This is a genomic window from Ruminococcus flavefaciens 007c (assembly GCF_000571935.1).
Taxonomy (GTDB): Bacteria; Bacillota; Clostridia; order Oscillospirales; family Ruminococcaceae; genus Ruminococcus; species Ruminococcus flavefaciens_F.
In genome coordinates, this window is the sequence record NZ_ATAX01000036.1 from 1 (window position 1) to 18,381 (window position 18,381).

General features: G+C 40.3%; 13 protein-coding genes. 9 read left to right on the forward strand and 4 right to left on the reverse strand.

Features of this window, described 5'->3' with window-relative positions:
- Positions 1-1,569, reverse strand: a 1,569-nt coding sequence (locus RF007C_RS14705) for a dockerin type I domain-containing protein (RefSeq protein WP_037301152.1), incomplete at its 3' end; no start/stop codon positions are given.
- Between the two features lie 458 nt (positions 1,570-2,027).
- Between RF007C_RS14705 and RF007C_RS16710 the strand changes: the two genes are divergently transcribed.
- The 3 genes from RF007C_RS16710 (at position 2,028) to RF007C_RS14720 (ending at position 4,533) form a co-directional block, all read left to right on the forward strand.
- Positions 2,028-3,038 (forward strand): hypothetical protein, encoded by a 1,011-nt coding sequence (locus RF007C_RS16710; RefSeq protein WP_051456701.1) that lies wholly within the window; start codon positions 2,028-2,030, stop codon positions 3,036-3,038.
- A gap of 120 nt (positions 3,039-3,158) precedes the next feature.
- On the forward strand, positions 3,159-3,338 hold the full coding sequence (locus tag RF007C_RS17340; protein WP_152537180.1) for a hypothetical protein: 180 nt from the start codon (positions 3,159-3,161) through the stop codon (positions 3,336-3,338).
- Positions 3,339-3,369: 31 nt separating this feature from the next.
- Complete coding sequence (locus tag RF007C_RS14720) at positions 3,370-4,533, forward strand: MATE family Na+-driven efflux transporter (protein WP_051456702.1); 1,164 nt, start codon at positions 3,370-3,372, stop codon at positions 4,531-4,533.
- Positions 4,534-4,816: 283 nt separating this feature from the next.
- Here RF007C_RS14720 and RF007C_RS17345 read toward each other — a convergent pair whose 3' ends face one another.
- Together RF007C_RS17345 and RF007C_RS16715 are read right to left on the reverse strand one after the other, a co-directional pair.
- Positions 4,817-5,122, reverse strand: a complete 306-nt coding sequence (locus RF007C_RS17345) for a hypothetical protein (RefSeq protein WP_152537181.1) — start codon at positions 5,120-5,122, stop codon at positions 4,817-4,819.
- A gap of 593 nt (positions 5,123-5,715) precedes the next feature.
- Positions 5,716-8,505, reverse strand: a complete 2,790-nt coding sequence (locus RF007C_RS16715) for an immunoglobulin domain-containing protein (protein ID WP_152537182.1) — start codon at positions 8,503-8,505, stop codon at positions 5,716-5,718.
- 282 nt (positions 8,506-8,787) lie between these two features.
- Here RF007C_RS16715 and RF007C_RS14740 point away from each other — a divergent pair, with 282 nt between their 5' ends.
- Both RF007C_RS14740 and RF007C_RS14745 read left to right on the forward strand, forming a co-directional pair.
- Positions 8,788-9,219 (forward strand): hypothetical protein, encoded by a 432-nt coding sequence (locus RF007C_RS14740; protein ID WP_037301158.1) that lies wholly within the window; start codon positions 8,788-8,790, stop codon positions 9,217-9,219.
- 409 nt (positions 9,220-9,628) lie between these two features.
- A complete protein-coding gene (locus tag RF007C_RS14745) occupies positions 9,629-11,188 on the forward strand; it encodes an AAA-like domain-containing protein (protein ID WP_037301162.1) in 1,560 nt (519 codons plus the stop codon).
- A 667-nt stretch (positions 11,189-11,855) separates the two neighbouring features.
- Here RF007C_RS14745 and RF007C_RS18125 read toward each other — a convergent pair.
- Positions 11,856-14,450 carry a dockerin type I repeat-containing protein gene (locus RF007C_RS18125; protein ID WP_242836314.1) on the reverse strand — a complete coding sequence of 865 codons (2,595 nt, stop codon included), beginning with the start codon at positions 14,448-14,450 and terminating at the stop codon, positions 11,856-11,858.
- Positions 14,451-14,866: 416 nt separating this feature from the next.
- On the opposite strand from RF007C_RS18125, the gene RF007C_RS14755 reads away from it, so the two are divergent.
- The 4 genes from RF007C_RS14755 to RF007C_RS14770 are packed head-to-tail and all read left to right on the forward strand — an operon-like array spanning position 14,867 to position 18,108.
- Positions 14,867-16,429, forward strand: a complete 1,563-nt coding sequence (locus tag RF007C_RS14755) for a hypothetical protein (RefSeq protein ID WP_037301165.1) — start codon at positions 14,867-14,869, stop codon at positions 16,427-16,429.
- 49 nt (positions 16,430-16,478) lie between these two features.
- A complete protein-coding gene (locus RF007C_RS14760) occupies positions 16,479-17,390 on the forward strand; it encodes a hypothetical protein (RefSeq protein ID WP_037301167.1) in 912 nt (303 codons plus the stop codon).
- Between the two features lie 16 nt (positions 17,391-17,406).
- A complete protein-coding gene (locus tag RF007C_RS14765) occupies positions 17,407-17,685 on the forward strand; it encodes a hypothetical protein (RefSeq protein WP_037301170.1) in 279 nt (92 codons plus the stop codon).
- Positions 17,686-17,733: 48 nt separating this feature from the next.
- Entirely contained in the window at positions 17,734-18,108 is a 375-nt protein-coding gene (locus tag RF007C_RS14770) for a hypothetical protein (protein ID WP_037301172.1), read from the forward strand.
- The last annotated feature ends 273 nt before the right edge of the window (positions 18,109-18,381 follow it).

Genomic DNA, 18,381 nt, shown 5'->3' on the forward strand with positions numbered 1-18,381 from the left:
TGTCTCCTGCTCTGGATATAGGTATATTACAGGTTTTGCTGCAACCGGAGCATCAACGATATACTGTTGTTCACCGTCATCTGTAACCATCTGAATCCAGCCATACTGATCCTCATATTCTACAAATGCCCAATTGACGTTGTTATTCTGAACTCCAAGTTCACGAAGCCTTATATTATTGGGGATAGATGTGACAACATCGTAACTTGTATCAGGACCAAGATACATTTTCAGTTTATCTGTTACCACTATAATATTTGAGAAAAATGGGACCAATCTGTCCGGCACAACATACAAGAGATATTTTGCCTTCAGTTCCTTCATTTTATCAAGAACACCCGGATATCTGTCAGAAGATTCATTCCTTTCATAACCGTTAGCATAATAGAACGTTTTTGAAAAAACCATTTCACTCGGCCTAACAGGTGCCGCTGCAACTTCACGATAGCTGTCAGAGGCTTCAGATATAATATCGTTATAATCCGACTCTGTGATCCGGGCTCTGATTTTTAGAGGCATTGTCTGATCACGATAAGACAGGAAATATTTTTCACCTTCCTGATAAACATCATATTCTGTTTGTGCTCCTTTAACTCCGCCTTCTTCGATGATGCTGAAGCCGACATAATGACCCAACGCGCGAAGCAGCTCTCTCCTCATAAGACAAAGGTCGAAAACATCAAGTTTATTATCGTTGCAGAAATCAGCCGCTTTCCAGTTAGAAAGATGAATGTCCGGATCGGCGAGTAGCCACTTTTGCAGCAGAACAACATCTGCAACATTGAATTCGCCGTCATCGTTAACATCTCCGTTAACTTCAGCCTTAGGAGCAGTTGTCAGGAAAATATCCATAGAATTGTTAGCGTAGACCTTTATTTCTGATTCTCCGTCAAAATACAGCTCAAATTTATCAGCACTTTTATAAAGAGAAGCAAGGTTCTCCTTTATTACAGCACGATTTTTTTCTACCATGATAATCGGCCCTGTAACTTTGCCTTTAGTAACTATATTTGTTCCGATTGTAAGAGGGGCTTTGGCAAACACTTCATCAGGGATAAGCTCGCCTGTATCTCCATCCGTAACAGTTACTCTTACGGAGCCTGGTGGAAGCTCAAAGCCTTCGTTGCTTTTCAGCTTTATCACTACATCCACAGAACCATTTTCATATCTGGTTATCTCTTCATAATCATCGGGGAGATAATAATTATCGTTCAAAGAACCGTCAGCAAGCCCCGCATTAATTGTCTCATCCTCGGAAATGGTTTGTTCCCATATATACGGATTGGAATCGGGGTATAAATAAACGGTACTTGGATTCTGCTGTGTGTCGTCACTGGCCCATATATAGGGGACGATAGCGAAATAGCTGAACTCCTTGTCCAATGCTATCTTTTCTCCCGTATCGTAGTCAACGACTGTAAAGCGTACATTATCAGAATCCAGCGGTATCTCTGCATGAACCTCTGATACAGTTTCAGCTGCAAATATAGATGACGGATATGATACCGGCACAGACGAGAATAACAATGTTGCAGTTAAAAAAACTGCTGTGATATTTTTGAGTTTCATATAATCCACCTACCATTCTTTGAATTTGCAGCATATAGCTGCCTGATTTCATTATACAACGATATCTCGCCAAATGCAAGAGATAATTGTACTTTAGTCTATATAGGCTTTAACGTATGAGATTAGTAAAATGTGCGGCTGAAATCGCAAACTTTTTGTGAACACACATTCTTATCTTTTTAACTCTCAGAGAATACATTACGGAGCAGGCTGAGGATGATACCAGATACACTGCTCATTGAGAATCGTCAGAAAGGTAGGAAGTATTATCTTCTTGACCTTGATGAAGCAGATAAACTTTTTGATATGTGATAATGAATGTACCGTCTTCGGGCGGTGCTTCTTTTTTACTGATGTTTTGCGGAGGAAGTTCTGAGAAGCTTGTTATCAATACCTGTTATTGAAAAATACATATTCTCATGATATAATGAAATAAACTCTGATTGGTGGTGAAAAAAATGGGATTGTTCAGTAATACTAAGATCAATATAATAAAGAAAGTGCCAGATGGTATCGTTATAGCGGTAACAGGTGCAAAAGCTGCTCTTAAATGTGAATTGACAAGTATGGAAGAGAATGAGAAAGATATGACATATCCTATGGTCATGACATTGAACGGTACCCCGTTAATGGAGATGCATCCGAGTTATTGTCCTACCTGCTGCGGATTACTTGCCACAGGCTATGGACTTGATAGTGCAAAATGTACCGAACTTACCGAAGTATCAGATAAGATCAACAGCGGATTTACTGGTGTTGAGGATTTCCTTGAAACTATAAAGCCGCTTATCGGCTTATTTGAGGACGGAGTATATCTTATCAGAGATACAAAGACTTTTCCTGTTGACGGTGACGGTCATTTCTTTTGGGCAGTTACTTACGAGCTTAAGTATTATAACGCATATACAGATGCATATTATATCACCGATCTTATGCAGCTATGCGAATTAAAAGGCGTTTTTCTTTATCCAACACAGTCGCGTGACAGATATGATGAGAACCGTGTCAAGCATTATATGGACTTGTTCAAAAGCGGAAATGAAAAGCCCCGTGCTATAGCATATAACGCAATGGGCGGAATGAGTGCTTTGCTTGACGGCCATCACAAAGCCTGTGCAGCTGCAAGACTTCATGCTCCTCTTGATACGATAGTTATCACAAAGGGACATCTTGCAGGAGACAAGGACAATATTCAGATACGGTTCGGTTATTATCTTGATGCCGAGTACGATATAGCAGTAGATAAAATAAGCGGTCTACCGTCAAAACTGTACAAGCAATATACTGAGCAAATAGCTGATCTTTACGCCAAAAAGAAGCAACAGCCCCCTGTACTTTATAAAGGACTGCCTGTTGAAAGCAGATTTGCGAAACGCGAATGGGAAAAATGCTATACAGACGCTGTTTATTATTATCCGACAGCAGATCAGTTTGCAGGTGAATTAGCCAGTGATTACAGTGCTATTTAAAATATGTCAGCCGAAGACATATATTACTATGTTTTTCAGCAAGAGGATCCTGTATATTACGCTCAGATTCTTATGAGCAGATTTGTTCGGACAAATGATAAACGTACAAAAGGATTGCTTATGAAGTTCGCACGCCATAATTCATTCAGCGGTGATACCAAGCAGATAATCGCTGCTGCACTCAGAGGTTTGATGAACTATAAAGATGACGAAACCGAAAAGATTTTCGTTGATTTTGTTGTCTGTGGCGATGACTATCTTGCTGACATAGCCAAAGATTACTGGGAAGACGCTGAATAAACGGAGTATGTTAATACAGGGGGAGTTTATAATGGACAGAATAAAGAGATCACTTAAGAATATTAACGGAAGATTGTTTCTGGCGCTATTGGTCATGGGACTATGCCCGACGCTGTACACAACACTGCGAACATTTTTCCTCGGGCAGCTTCCCGGAGACTGGTCCTACTCAATTGCAGGACAGCTTTCATGGGTAAACCTGCTTTATGAGGTCATAAATGAAGCTATAGTCCTGCCACTATACTTTTTTATGGGACAGGCTGTTTCGGATAAAAAGGAGTACTCCAACAGGATACGAAGTGGACTGCTTGTATCGCTTGGAATATATACGGTTTGCCCCATGCTTGTGATGATATTTGTTCATCCGCTGCTGAGATTCATGGCAGTATCACCTGATATATTATCGGAGTCCGCAAGCTATATCAGGATAGAGTGTGTTGCAAATATCTTTGGCATATTGTATAGCTTTATTTGCGTAGCTCTTATCACCATAGGCAAGGATAAGCTTGTATACACTATAACGGCAGCCAAGCTTGTTCTGAGCTTGATACTTGATACATTACTCGTTTCAACGCTTCCCGTATCGCTGAATTGCGGCGTTAACGGAATAGGAATATCCAATATCATTTCAAACCTGATACTGTTTCTGATTTCGGCGTTTCTTATATGCAGATGTGGTTATCCGCTGTTTAAGAAAGAAAAGCTGTCTTTTGCTTGGATGAAGGATTTCTTCAAGATTGGAAGTATCTCGGGACTTGAATCGTTTGTCAGGAATATAGCATATATGCTCATGGTCTCGCGTATGGTCAATATGGTCGGAGAACAAGGTACATACTGGGTAGCCAATAACTTCATATGGGGCTGGATGCTGCTGCCTATTACTCAGCTTGGAGAGCTTATAAAGCAGGAGACTGCCAAGGACAAGAATGCCGTAAAGAAGAATACTCTCGGGTATTTTACGATAACGGCTGTAACCTGTCTTATATGGGTAATTACGATTCCGCTGTATAAGCCATTTATGCGTAATATCCTTGGATACAGCGATGTAGATAAGCTGTTTAAGCTTGTAATGGTGTTGTTCGTTTTCTATGTTATGTACGCATTCCAGAACGTTTTCGATGCGACTTTCTACGGCCGAGGTAAGACAAACTATATGCTGTTTGAGTCTGTTGTGACGAACAGCATTTACTACTGAACATTCTTTATCTTGTACATCTGCGGAGTATGGAAGCCTACGCTCATCGGTATCGCTCTGATGTTTGGTTTCGGAAATGCTTTTGATACAATAGTATCATATATTGCGTATCGTCATTTTCTTAAAAAAGAGAATATCAGAGTTTAATCTGATAGTTTTCAATTATATTCTGAAATGAACTATGCCACCTTTTTAAAGGTGGCACTTTGTTTATACAGTTATTATCCTATCTTTATAAAAATAGAATATATGAAAGCCGGGGCATAAAGCCCCAGCATACATGTTATCTGTCATTCTCAATCATGGTTTTAGGGACAGTAAGAGCAGTTTTTGACATATTATCCGAATTCAAGTATGATAAATCTGTGCCAATCTCTTCTTTCCCAGGAATTGCATACATTCCAGAAATATTTGATATTATATAATTCGTACCATCAAAAGTAACATCTAAAGAAGCATTTGCTTCAGTAGATACATTAATTGGGACATTAATTAAAATATCATATCCATCTGGTTGGAGTTTTAAATTGTCAACGTGCCATGTATCATTGCTTTTTTCTGTCCATGTTCCTTTTAATAATAAGATCATTTCAGGCGAATTAGTATTATGATAAGAAAAAATTTTATCACATTATCATAGGGGAGAGTAATCTATGACTGAAAATGCTGAAAATTATATTTTAAATTTCGGTGGTACGATCCTCAAAGAATACAATGGTGTATACCTTGTAAAATATCCTTATCACCGTGATGAAATTCGCTAAGCAGTTGTGAAATATCATTATATGAGCTGTGGAAGAAATGGCTTTGATCCGATTCCTCTTTTTGATGTTACGATTTCTGAGGAACAAGCAAAGTTTTTTGCTGAAAACTTGCCTGCCATGCAGCGATTCTGTGAAGACGAATTCAGAAAGATCAAATCATGAACTTTCATCGTCCTTCGTATCTGTCTCTTTCACCAGTTCCGCATACGGAATCTACTTTCCGTTACAAATAACATACACCGCAAAGGTGTTTCTGGATACTGACATTTCGGCGTAGACATTGTATAATCAAAAAAATCATTATTAAGAGAGTATGTGATATCCAGCTTAAAACAAAACTGACTCCGCTTGAGTTGCGAAGCCAGTTTGTTGCTTAATTCATTTTGCCATAGGAGCTTTTATTATTGCTGTTTAATTATTAATTGAAGAAGCTCTTATATACATAGAATCTTTCAGATGTTACTTTAGTACCTGTTGCGTCTGTTATCTCACATTTGTATACATCACCATTATCTATAGTACGGGTCTTCCAGCCGCCGTAATATCCTGTGTAATACTCCTCTTTATATGTTCCCGATGTTGTTTTGCTTTTATATACAGTATAGTTTATTGCTGATATGCTGCTTACAGAGTATGATGAAACAAGCGTTCCTGTTAAGTATTCATGTTCTTTTGTTGTCTTATACCATTTTACTGTATATGGTCCGAAGCCCTCAGAGCCCTTTACTGTAAGAGTACCTGTCGAGCTGCCGTATGATGAACTGTTTGTAAGCTTCATGGGATCAGCCATATATATCGTAGGTCCCCAGAGGTAAGCATATCCGGGTTCATATGAATGCTCGCAGGTAATGCAGCATCTGTAGCGGTCGCCCTTGGAAGTGCCTGCATACACATAGAGCTCGGAGTCGTGGCAGTCTGTATATACCCACTCGCTAGAGCCTGCCGCAAGCTTCTGCCAGTAGTAGTAATAATACTTGCCGGAGCCGCCTGCCGCGCTTGCTTTAAGGTGATAATAGCTGCCTTCCTTTGTTGCGTATGTGGGGAATGTGTTGGTAAATCTGAGATAATTCTTGATAAGCGTAGCTGTATCGCTTGTGAGCGACTTGCCGTTTGCGTCTGTGATAGTGCAGTAATACCTGCCTGCGTCATATACCGTCAGTGTTGCTGTGCTGCCTATATAAACGCCGTCCTTTCTCCATGTATACTTATACGGAGATGTGCCGCCCGCTACCGTTACCGAGAGCTTGTAGCCGTTGTCGGAAGCGATAACGCCGCTCTGAGGCTGCTTTGTGATACGGTAGGTGATAACTGTGACTACCTTTGTGGTTGAGGTCACGCTCTGACCTGCCTGATCTGTTATTACGCAGTAGTATCTTCCCGCTGCCTTTGTTGAATATGTTCTCGATGTAGCACCGCTTACAGCCGAACCGTCCTTGTACCACTGATATTTAAGTGTTCCGTAGCCGCCTGTCATGCATACTGAAAGCGTAGTGTAGCAGCCGTCGTTGATGGTAATGTTTCCGGACTGTGATGAGATACCCAGTTTATTTACTACGATGATATTTGCAGAGGACTTTATCTGTCCGGCTGAATCGGTTATCTTGCAGTAATATGTGCCTGCCGCTGTTGCTGAATATGTTCTTGAAGTCGCGCCGCTGATCGCTGTACCGCCCTTGTACCACTGATATTTGAGAGTTCCGTAGCCGCCTGTTGCGGTCACGCTCAGTGTTGAAGAGCCTCCCGACGCAAGTATCCTGTAGCTCTGCGTCTGCGATGAGATAGTTATGGCATTGACAACGGTAATAGTCGATGAAGTAACGCTCTGTCCGAGAGAATCCTTTATTATGCAGTAATAATTGCCTGCCGCTGTTGCCGTATATGTGCTTGAAGTCGCGCCGCTGATTGCTGTGCCTCCCTTGTACCACTGATATTTGAGAGTTCCGTAGCCGCCTGTTGCATTGACGAAGAGCTTTGTGGAGCCGTTTGACGTTACAGACGGATAATTCTGAGTCTGTGATGATATGGTTACAGCGCTTGCTACTGTTACCGTAACGGTATTTGAATATACGCTCTGACCTGAATTGTCCTTTATAAGGCAGTAATAATTGCCGGAACAGGTCGCGTTGTATGTTTTTGAGGTTGCGCCTCCAAGACCCATACCATTCCTGTACCACTGGTATGTATATGGTGTTTTGCCGCCGCTTACGCTGACAGCGAGGGCAGCAGATTTACCGTTTGCCACTGTCTGTGACTGCGGCTGTGAAGTTACAGCAAGCTTTGCAATGACCTCGCAGGTTCTGCTCTTCACGGACTGTCCCGAATTATCGGTTATGATACAGTAATAGTTGCCTGACGTTGCAGCGCCATAGCTCTGGTTTGTTGCACCGCTCACAGCAGTGCCGTCCTTGTACCACTGATAGGAGTATGTTCCGTGTCCGCCCTTTGCGTAGACCTTGAGGACTACTCCGCTCGCGGGCATTATCTCCCTGTAACTGAGGTCGGTGGTGAGAACGAGCTTATCAGCGATGTATACATTGCCGTATCTTCCTGTTATCTCCTGTCCGAGGGAATCAGTTACCTTGCAGTTGTACCTTCCTGCCGATGTGACTGTACAGGTCGCAGAACCGGAACCGGCTATGGCAGTGCCGTCCTTGTACCACTGGTAGGTATAGGGGGCAAGTCCGCCTGATATCTCAACGGACATCTCTGCGCTTCCGCCCTCTGCGATGTATACGTCATCGGGGAGCTTTGTGAAGGAAAGCGTCGATACAACATTTACTACCGTTGATGTTACTTTGAAGCCTGAATTATCGGTTACACGGCAGGTATACTTTCCGACCTCTGACGCGGTATAGGTCGGTGAAGTAGCGCCGCTTACCGCCGCTCCGTCCTTTAACCACTGATAAGAAAGATTGCCGAATCCGCCTGTGGCTGTAACGCCGAGCTCAACGCTCTCGCCGTATCTGATTATGTAAGCGTCCTCATCATTGGTAACGCTGACGGATATATCGCCCTTTTTAAGTAGTATCTGCACATCGGTATCGTCCTCTGCGGGATCAAGTTCATACTCCGTTTCGTCATAATACACTGTTATCTCTCCGGCTTCCTCAGTTTCCGCCCCAGCTGCTGTCAAAGCCCCTGTGATACTGCTCTGAAGAGTTAACGCTCCGATAAATAATGCAAGCATTGTTCTGGAATATTTTTTCATAATAAACAACCTCCATCCTGATAAATAAATAAAATTTGTTTTTTGTTTTTCCGATGAACAGTTCTGGAAAACGATAGTCCCTGTTTTTTACCTCCTTTTTGCTTATTTTGTTTTCCGTGTCCTTCACTGTCATTATGATATCACATATTTTTCCCTTTGGGAACGTGTTATTTGTCACTTTATCAGTGAGATTTGTCACCTATCAAGTGAGGAGTGTCACTATGACGAAATCAGAGCATTATTCTCAAAAACAGATTCTGCTAAATGAAAAGGAAGAAATCAATGGCTTTTGTAAATGAAATATTGACACCGGAACAGCGAAATGCATTCAGCAGGTGGGATATAAAGATACCTGTCTTAGGCTTGGGCCATATTATCAAGTTAACTGAAATGCTTCCGCCATTTAAATGGACAGCAGATAAAGATAGGAAAATGTATCTTATTTCGTCGTCGTGTGACAGAGATTTTCCTGATGAAAAGTTATTTGTATTTATTTGGAACTGTAAAAGCTATATTGTTCAGCTTAATCAGAAATTTATAGATGATTACACGGTTCGCTGGAGTATCCCTGAACGCTGTCTGATAGATAACGCTTTTCCGTATTGCAATGAAGAAGCATTTTTAGACGATCTTCGCGATGCATTAAAAGTATATGGTGCTTTTGGAGATGAAAGTGATTTGAATAAAAAAAGCAATACTATAATTGATTTTTGAGAGAATTTTGTGACTATTTTTTCTTTCACTTATTGGAATGATGAATTATTGTCCAAGCAAGATAATGAATCGCAAAGCTTATTACAATAAAACGAAAAGATGCATATTTGATGACCATATGCCTCGGCTTATGAGCAAGGATATGTACAGCAAAATCAATAGCATTGAAGATTTCAGTCTTGTCAATCACAAGGAATATCCTGTTTCAGAGGAGCGGTAGAACGCTCTGAACGGGATTCATTCAAAACAGAATAAACAGATTGCTTGAATTATATAAGTAATGACATGAAATCGGGGCTCGGCCCCGATTTTACTTGTTATGCTTGATTTATTCAATGAATTGTGGTATACTGTTAACAGAAATTATACCACAGCAATTTTCTGGCACACAGTAAGGAAGTGAGAATAGATGAGTAAATGCTTTAATATAACCGGCTCTTGTATACCTGAGCAGCATTATATGGTCGATATACATGATCGTCTTGAGAAAATCAGAGATATGATAGACAAGGGAGACTATTTTGTTATCAATCGTGGACGTCAGTACGGCAAGACAACTACCCTGAATGCACTTGAGACATTCCTGACTCCAGAGTATCTGGTTATCAATCTGGATTTTCAACTGCTCAGCAATACTGATTTCAGTACTGAAGGGAGATTCGTATCTGCTTTTGCTCGTGAGATGTATAGGAATAATGCATTCAGAAGTGTTGTGAGCAACGATATAGTTGATGCTATCAAGCGTTTAAAAAACGATAATAAGAGCTTTGTACTTGCGGATCTTTTTGATGTTTTCAGTGATGTATGCGCTGAGGCGGAAAAGCCTGTGGTTCTTATTATAGACGAGATCGATACAGCTGCAAATAATACAGTATTCATTGACTTACTTGGTATGCTGCGTGGATATTATCTTCGCCGAAACAAGATAACCATATTCAAATCAGTTATACTTGCAGGTGTCAGGGACATTCGTAATCTAAAACTGAAAATAAGAGAGGATTCCGAGCATCAGCATAATAGTCCCTGGAATATTGCTGTAGATTTTAATATTAACATGGCCCTTACCGCAGATGGAATAATCGGAATGCTTACGGATTATGAGAAGGATCATAATACAGGTATGGATGTCGCTTTGATCGCTCAGCTTATCTATGACTACACTTCCGGCTATCCTGTGCTTGTGTCTAATATTTGTAAATACCTGGATGAAGAAATCCACGAATGGACAGAGGAAGGCGTAATAAAGGCGGTAAACCGTATTCTTGCGGCGAATACTCCTCTGTTTGAATCTCTTATTAACAGGCTTGAAGATTATCCTGAGATGAAGAAAAGCCTATATCAGATACTTACTAAAGGCGAAAGATTCTCGTTTAATCCTGATCATGAACCGACAAAGCTGCTTTTGATGTTTGGATTTGTGAAGGTTGAGGATGGAGCGGTAGTAATAGCCAACAGGATATTTGAGACGAGGCTGTATAATGATATGCTTACCTCCGAGGAAATGAAGTCAACACCTATCTCAAAGGCTGGATTATTTGATAAGCCTGAGTTTGTGAAAAATGGCATTCTTAATGTTGAGCTTATCATCAGCCGATTCATAGATCACTTCCATGAGATTTACGGTGACAGCACTGAAAAGTTTATTGAAGAGGATGGCAGGAAGTGTTTCCTTGTATATCTCCGTCCCATAATTAACGGAGTAGGAAACTATTATATCGAAGCTCGTACACGTGACAACCGTCGTATGGACGTTGTTATCGACTATCTCGGCAAGAGGTATATCGTGGAGCTTAAGATATGGCACGGTCAGAAGTATAATGAAGATGGCGAGAAGCAGCTTTCAGACTATCTTGATTCGTATAGATTAAAAACTGGATATATGTTGACTTTCAACTTTAATAAGAATAAGGAAAATGGTATCAAAACTGTTAAATATGAAGATAAAACTTTGATTGAGGCTGTTGTATAAAGCGTACTTGTTAAATGAAAAAGCCTCCGTAAAGGAGGCTTATAGAAATAGAAAAATATCTTATACATCAATTTGTACATCAATTTTTGAGTTTTATACAGTGTTATTACGTATCGTATAGTGCTGAAACTGGCTAAAAATGGACTGCGTGGTATTCCGTGATACTGTATGATATACTTAAAGTATAACTCGTAACCCGAAGGTCGTTGGTTCAAATCCAGCCGCCGCAACCATATTTAGACGTCACAATGGAGATATTAATCATTTGACGTCGGTGAAAAGCATCCCTATTTATAGGGGCGTTTTTCTTTTTGTGCCTATATATGTAAGCGATATATGTTTCGCTAGTCTACTATTTATGCTTAAACAGTCCTAAGCGTACTGTTGTACTCATTTGCACTTCGCCTACCCTCACCCTTAACTCATACTTTCGCACCCATAACTCACCATAAATAAAAATCGGACAGCTAAGGCTGTCCGATTTTTGCTCATATCTTGAAGTGTTGTAGAGCTAAATCATTTAACTGTCGTTTTGCTTCGGTGAAGTCGCAATCTAAATTCAAGGTTTTTACGCTTATTTAGTTGCCACTCATTGAATAAGAGTGATCCGGCTGAGTGAAATTATCTGTTTTGGCATAAAGAAGTAGTCCGGAAACCTTCTTATGCTTTATGATTTGATCTCGCTACCGCCCCATTCAACGACTGTGAAGCCTTTTCTTTCAAAGGTCGATAATCTCTGCGGTTCGATATCAACTGCATCCTCCAACGGAACATATGTCATGAATATGCGGAGCATACTATCAGGTGTAGGCGTGATATTCAGTTTGGCAGAATCTGTATATATATCCCCCTGGAATGAAATGAGATTGTACTTGTTATGCTCCATAAGAGGCAGCCAGTAAACGATGAACTCGTTCATTTCATCTTCTGTCAATCCCATATATGTGAGCTTTTCCTTGAGGAAGCTTTCGGTATCACTGCCTGCAACGCAGAAGCCCTCAGAGAAGTCAAATCTTGTACGGCAGTTTACAGCGTCCCAGAACAGATACTTATGATGCGTACCGTCAGCCTTGTTCAGAAGAGAACCGTCGGGGGAAGCAGTAACGTCCCAGCCGTTATTATATCTTGGATAGGTCGTTGAGAGATCGGCTTCTGTAAGCTCCAGCTCAACATGAACATCGGTCTCCTCTTCGGGATATAGGTAAATTACAGGCTTTTTTGCTGCTCCATCAAAAAAGATTACTGGTTTGCCGTCCGCACCTATTGTATTGATCCAGCCATACTGCCCGTTATATTCTGTAAACAGCCATTCATTGTTGTCTTTCTTTATGCCTTTCTCAAACAGGCGTGTATTCGCTGGAATTGAGGCGACGGTGCTGTAACTTTCATCGGGACCGAGGTAAAGCTTGAGGCCGTCCTCCTGAACATAGAATGAAATACCGTACTCGAAATGCTCATCAGGCTCAACATAATTGGAATACTTTTCTTTCAGATTTCTCAGTTTTGTTATGACACTTGGCGTTCTGTCTGAAACTGCCTTTTTCTGAGAACCGTCGGAATAGCTGACTTCGAGCACGAACTCGATCTCGCTCCATTCAGGTCCGTCGTGATTATTCATGTTTCGGATCATGCTGTCATAGTCCATAGCCATTATCTCACGATATTCCTGTTCTGAGATCTTGTAGACCATATGTTTAGGATTCTGATCATATGTCAGGTCCTGATAAGACAGAAAATATTTTTCGCCTTCGCAGTACACTTTATATATAATCATTGCTCCTACGACTCCGCCGGATTCTCTGACGCTGACCTCAACAGGCAGGTTTATTGATTTAAGAAGTGCTTTTCTCATAAGAACAAGATCAAATATATCGAGATTGTTATCCCGGCAGAAATCCGCAGTTTCCCAGTTGGCAAGATGTGTGTCCGGAACTGCAAGCAGCCATTTCTGAAGCAGTACCACATCTGCAACATTGAATTCACCGTCATTGTTTATGTCACCTGTGGGATTGAATTTCAGCTTGAAAATAATATCAGCGGAGCCATTATCATATCGCGTTACAGTCATGCAGTTTTCAGGTAGAATCGTTCCGCTGTAATAGCCCGGCCGCTTTTCGTCATCAATAAATGAGTAGCCATCAGGCAGACCTCTTTCCTCTAAACCAAATGAAAAATTTTTGGAATCAGAGAAACCGCCGAGAGCGTCAGACACAATCGCAGGGTTAGTCTCCATTACAAGAATGGGACCTGTGGACGATTCGCCATTGCTAATATTAGTCCAAATATATGGCGTTTGTTCTTCTGATAGGATGATTTGCTCACCTGAATCAAAGTCAACGAGAGTCGCTCTCATCTGACCGGGAAGAAGAATTGTCTGTGCATCATCAAGAACAACACAGTCCGCGGTCAGAGTATAGGTCGTTTGCTCCTCCGGATTAGGTCTGGCGCTGGACGTGCGAGTCCAGGAGATCTTCTCGTATCCGTCTTTCACAGCCTGATATACATATATTTTATCAACAGAACCGTCGTCGTACAGGTCAGGAACCTGCATCGTACAGTCGGACGACAGTAGATTCTTGATGTTCTCATATTTATTGGTGCTTGCGGGTTCCCATTTGTCACCCAACTGGGCGACTGCCATCGTACAGAACACCAAATAGTTATCCTTTACGGAAACTTCGCCGTTCAGCTTTGTATATTCGTTGTATTCCGTCTTACTGTCGGGAAGCCAGCTGAAAATATCAGTTTCGGTGATATTAAGGCTCTTATCAAGTGTAAATGTGTATTCAGCAATTGCCGGAGGTTCCCAATTATCACCGGTTTCCTTTTCTGATGGCTTGACCTGTACATGGGGATCAGCGACCGTCAGGACAATATCTCCCTGTTTCAAAGGCTGATAGACAAACACATCAAAGCAGGTCTCGGTATATTCATAGGTATAGATTCCGTGCTTTAGCTCTTGTCCCATGCCTTCTGTTGCGCGCAGTTCAAAGCCATATGTATCTTCACTGGCACCTTTTCTGGCACGGTCAGGACAAACAATACAGATAAGTCCATTGTCTATATGTGTAGCTCCATATGTGTTGCGGAACTCTACAGCCGAGTCAAAATCGTCCGGTATCCAGTCGGGAAGTGCGGCAACAGCATCTGTTTCCTTTGCAAATACAGTGGATGCATTAAGTAAAACAGGTCTATTCAGCGAAATAGGAGCGATTGCGGTCGTGACTGTAAGGATTGCGGCAGTAAGCCTTGAGAATTTCATATAATTCACCTACCATTCTTCAGATTGAAAGCATATAACTGCTTAAATTCATTATATAACGATATCTTCTGAATTCAAGAAATAATCGCATTATAATGTTTATATCTGATTTAACGTATGAGAATAGTGAATTGTGCGGCTGAAATAGTAAACTTTTTATGAACATATATACTTAAAATGGATTGGCAGCTAATCTGCCATTAAAGTATATACAATTTTAATGTTGTTTACTCTTTACTGCTGATAGATATTGTAAATGCTTTTGTGGTGTGTTATAATTGGAATATCAAGATGACAGCACAGATTATGACTGAAATTAATGCTATTATAGGAATATGTAAATACCGTAGAATACTATTTGGAATTTTATTAATGTGGAATACCACTATGAGATTTAAAGAGGGTGACAAGGAATTATGGCCACGTTCGTTCTACTATTGGTTTGTATCATATTCAGCTATGCAGGTGTAGCTATAAAAGGTATGTACAGACCTGCCAAGAGACTTGAAGATCTTCTTTTGACAGCGTTTTTACTGCTCACATTGACCTCACAGCTGGCAACGATATATTTTACCGCCCAAATATTGCCGTTTTTCTCTATGATAGAAATAATGGCCTTTGACTACTACTGGTTTATTTTTGCACCATATTATCCACATAGTGACCCTGCCGGAAATGGTATGGCGAGGGCTTTCCGCAGTATTTTTAATACGGCAGGGTCTGTTCTTTACGGAGTGATATCTTTTTTTCTCATAAAGTTTTGGGCATATAGTACTCGGCAGACCGGTTTGCATATTGTTTTGATTCTGGCAGCGTGTATCGGCCTTAAAAATCTTTTTAATAACAGAAAGTCGTTTCTGTCAGGCGATTCTTTTGAAGAATCTGCAAGATGGATAAAAATGAGCAAAGAAGATTACAGAAAAACCCTGTTTAGAGCAGGTATGCTTGAAAAGATCGACTCATGGGAAGCAAAGGAACTTGATGCAAGCCCAGAAGAACTAAAGCATTGGGATGTCTACGGATGCAAAAGTATTGAAGTCAGAACGCATGGGAAGCTTAACTGTTTATTACTGGAGGGTAGCTTTGAATTTCCTACCGAAACAGCCGATTTAAACCCGTCTGGATTAATGTGTGGCTGCCTCGGATATACAGATGAAGTAGATGCAAATGATACCCCATTTTTTGTTCCCCAATATGTGAAACTGGCTTGGCATGATCTTTCTGACGGAAATACTTACAGGGTATATACTTCATTACCCAAGGAACTTGACCACTATTTCGATGATACTGAGCGTTTCTGGCTTGATGATATTGAATTCCGTATCATGCCAAGAGGGAAGGTTCTGATGTTTCATAATATGCGTAATCAGATACATAATATCATGGTTGATTACCCTTTGCAGGGTGAAGTGACAAACAATTACGTGCAGGAAATTACTGATCTAATTTCAGAATACCAAATCGATGTAAATGAGAACAAAGTAATAAAAACACCTTCTCTTGATACGATTAATGATTATCTGAAGCGTTTCAGATATCGTTTGGTATTCTGCACTGAAAACGACAGCTTGAAAATCACAAAGACTATCTGTAATTTCTTCAACGGAGAAAAGATCTTATCCGACGGCGTGTGGAAAGAGAATATGGAACCTGCGCGAATTAAAGATGTTTTCATAAGATTTGAGAGTGAACAGTACAGATATGCTGCTTTTATTTACTTTAACGAGTATGAAGTTTTAGTGACTTTTTGTGAGGCTTATAATAAATGCGATGAATCTCTGCAAGGAGAGTTTATTATACAAGTAGGGACATTAGAAAACGATTTTTCAGTTGCCTTAAAGCTTGGCGAAAAATGCTATTATCTGAAAGCAACTGAGATAAGGCTTTATAAAACTAATGCAGACGACGCAGGTAAGCTCGTGTTAAAAAACTATAAAGGCAATCATAAAAACCTGTTACAGGGGCTTGAAGTACAGTAAATATATGCGGTTTGATGGTCCAAAAATAAAGAAAATGGTAGGATAACATATGGAAAACACGGCAAATAATAAAGCATATTTTCATCTTCCGGGGCTGTTTGAGTTATATGACTTGTATAGTGTGTTTCTGCCGCTGTATCGTGAGCACCGGGAATATTTCTACGACTGGTGCGAAATAGCATCTGTCTATGGCGCTCCTGCCGACTGTATCTGGGGCGGCGGACGTGCCGGATTTGGTGAATGTGAAGTTGAAGATGTACTCGCACTTATGAATAAATACGGTATTTCTTCAAGGCTCACTTTCAGCAATTCGCTTTTAAAATCTGAGCATCTCACCGACAGGAAATGTAATGCCCTGTGTGAGCTTTTCGCAGTTAGCAAAGGTGTACAGAATGGTGTGATAATCCACTCAGATCTTCTGCTTGAACATATCAAGAATCATTATCCCAACTTTTATTTCGTTTCCTCGACTACAAAGGTTCAGACTGATTTTGAGCAGTTTATAAAGGAAACAGATTGGAGTGTTTTTAAATATGTTGTTCCTGATTTCAGACTGAATAAGCTGTACGATAAACTTGATACACTCTCGCAGGTCCAGAAAGATAAAGTGGAATTTCTGTGCAATGAATGCTGCTCGTTTTACTGTAAAGACAGAAAAGCGTGCTATGAAAATGTTAGTCGGAAAAATCTCGGAGAAAACTGTCCCGACCACATCTGTACTGCACCTGATGCCAGGGACGGATATCGTTTTTCAAAGGCAATGAAAAATCCCGGATTTATCAGTATCAACGACATCATCAGCACCTATCTGCCCCTCGGTTTTTCTAATTTCAAGATAGAAGGCAGAGGACTCGGAAGTGCGGTCAATCTCGAATTTCTGCTTTATTATCTCACAAAGCCGGAATATCAGCTTACTGTCCGTGAAGAGATCTATCTCGACAACATGCTGGATCTTTTCTGAATAAGGAGGCTTTAAAATGCTTGACCATGAGAAACTTCATGCTTTATCATTTGAAAATGAGGAACTTGTTAAGAAATCAAACACTTGTGATTGCTTTTACTGTGGTAGGATATTCAATTCCACTGAAGTAATTGATTGGTGTGAAGATGTAAATGCGAGAACTGCGATCTGTCCTTACTGTCATATTGATTCGGTTCTTCAAGAGTCACATGACGGATCTTATGAGCTAAATAAGGATTTGTTATTTGAAATGAATCAAAGATGGTTTGGCGGTCACGGTTTTGTATCAGATTGACTTGCGAGTCTGATTCAATAATATCTAATGTTGGAAACAGGTGATAATATGTTTGATTATAAGGATATAAAAGGCATAGATATTCTTAGGGAAAAACTCCCGGCAGAGCTTCAGAACTGGTATTGTTTCGGAAACATAGTGGAACTTAATTATTGTTCAAAGGATATAGATGAATTTTACTGCGATTATACCAATAAAATCACTTTACTGCTTACAGATAATTCTCGACAGTATCAAATAGAGCTTTCCTTATATAACATAAGAGGAAATCTTAATTTTGATATGATGAATGGACTATACAGTGGCTTTATGATAGAGGAATTTTCAAACTCAGGAAGCGATACTAAATTTCATCTATATTCAGATGAACAGGATATTACTTTTAATTTGTATTGTGAAAAAATCAGGGTTGAACTGTTGTAAATATAAGCATAGCTATCTATCCTCTTCGGGGGATAAATGGTTGGATATTGCTCAGCCACATTTTATCTATCCTGCTTTATGGTTCAGGTACTGATAACAGGTTTTAAATGAAGAAGCATTTATATGACTTACTATATCCCGGAATAGCATAAATAATGTAATTCATAATGCAGTTATCTCGCATGATAAAAAATCTATGAGAATTGTAAATATTGGAATATGGTAATTGTTGATTGTACTGTGCAGAATAAATCTGTAAATTCAGCTTACGCT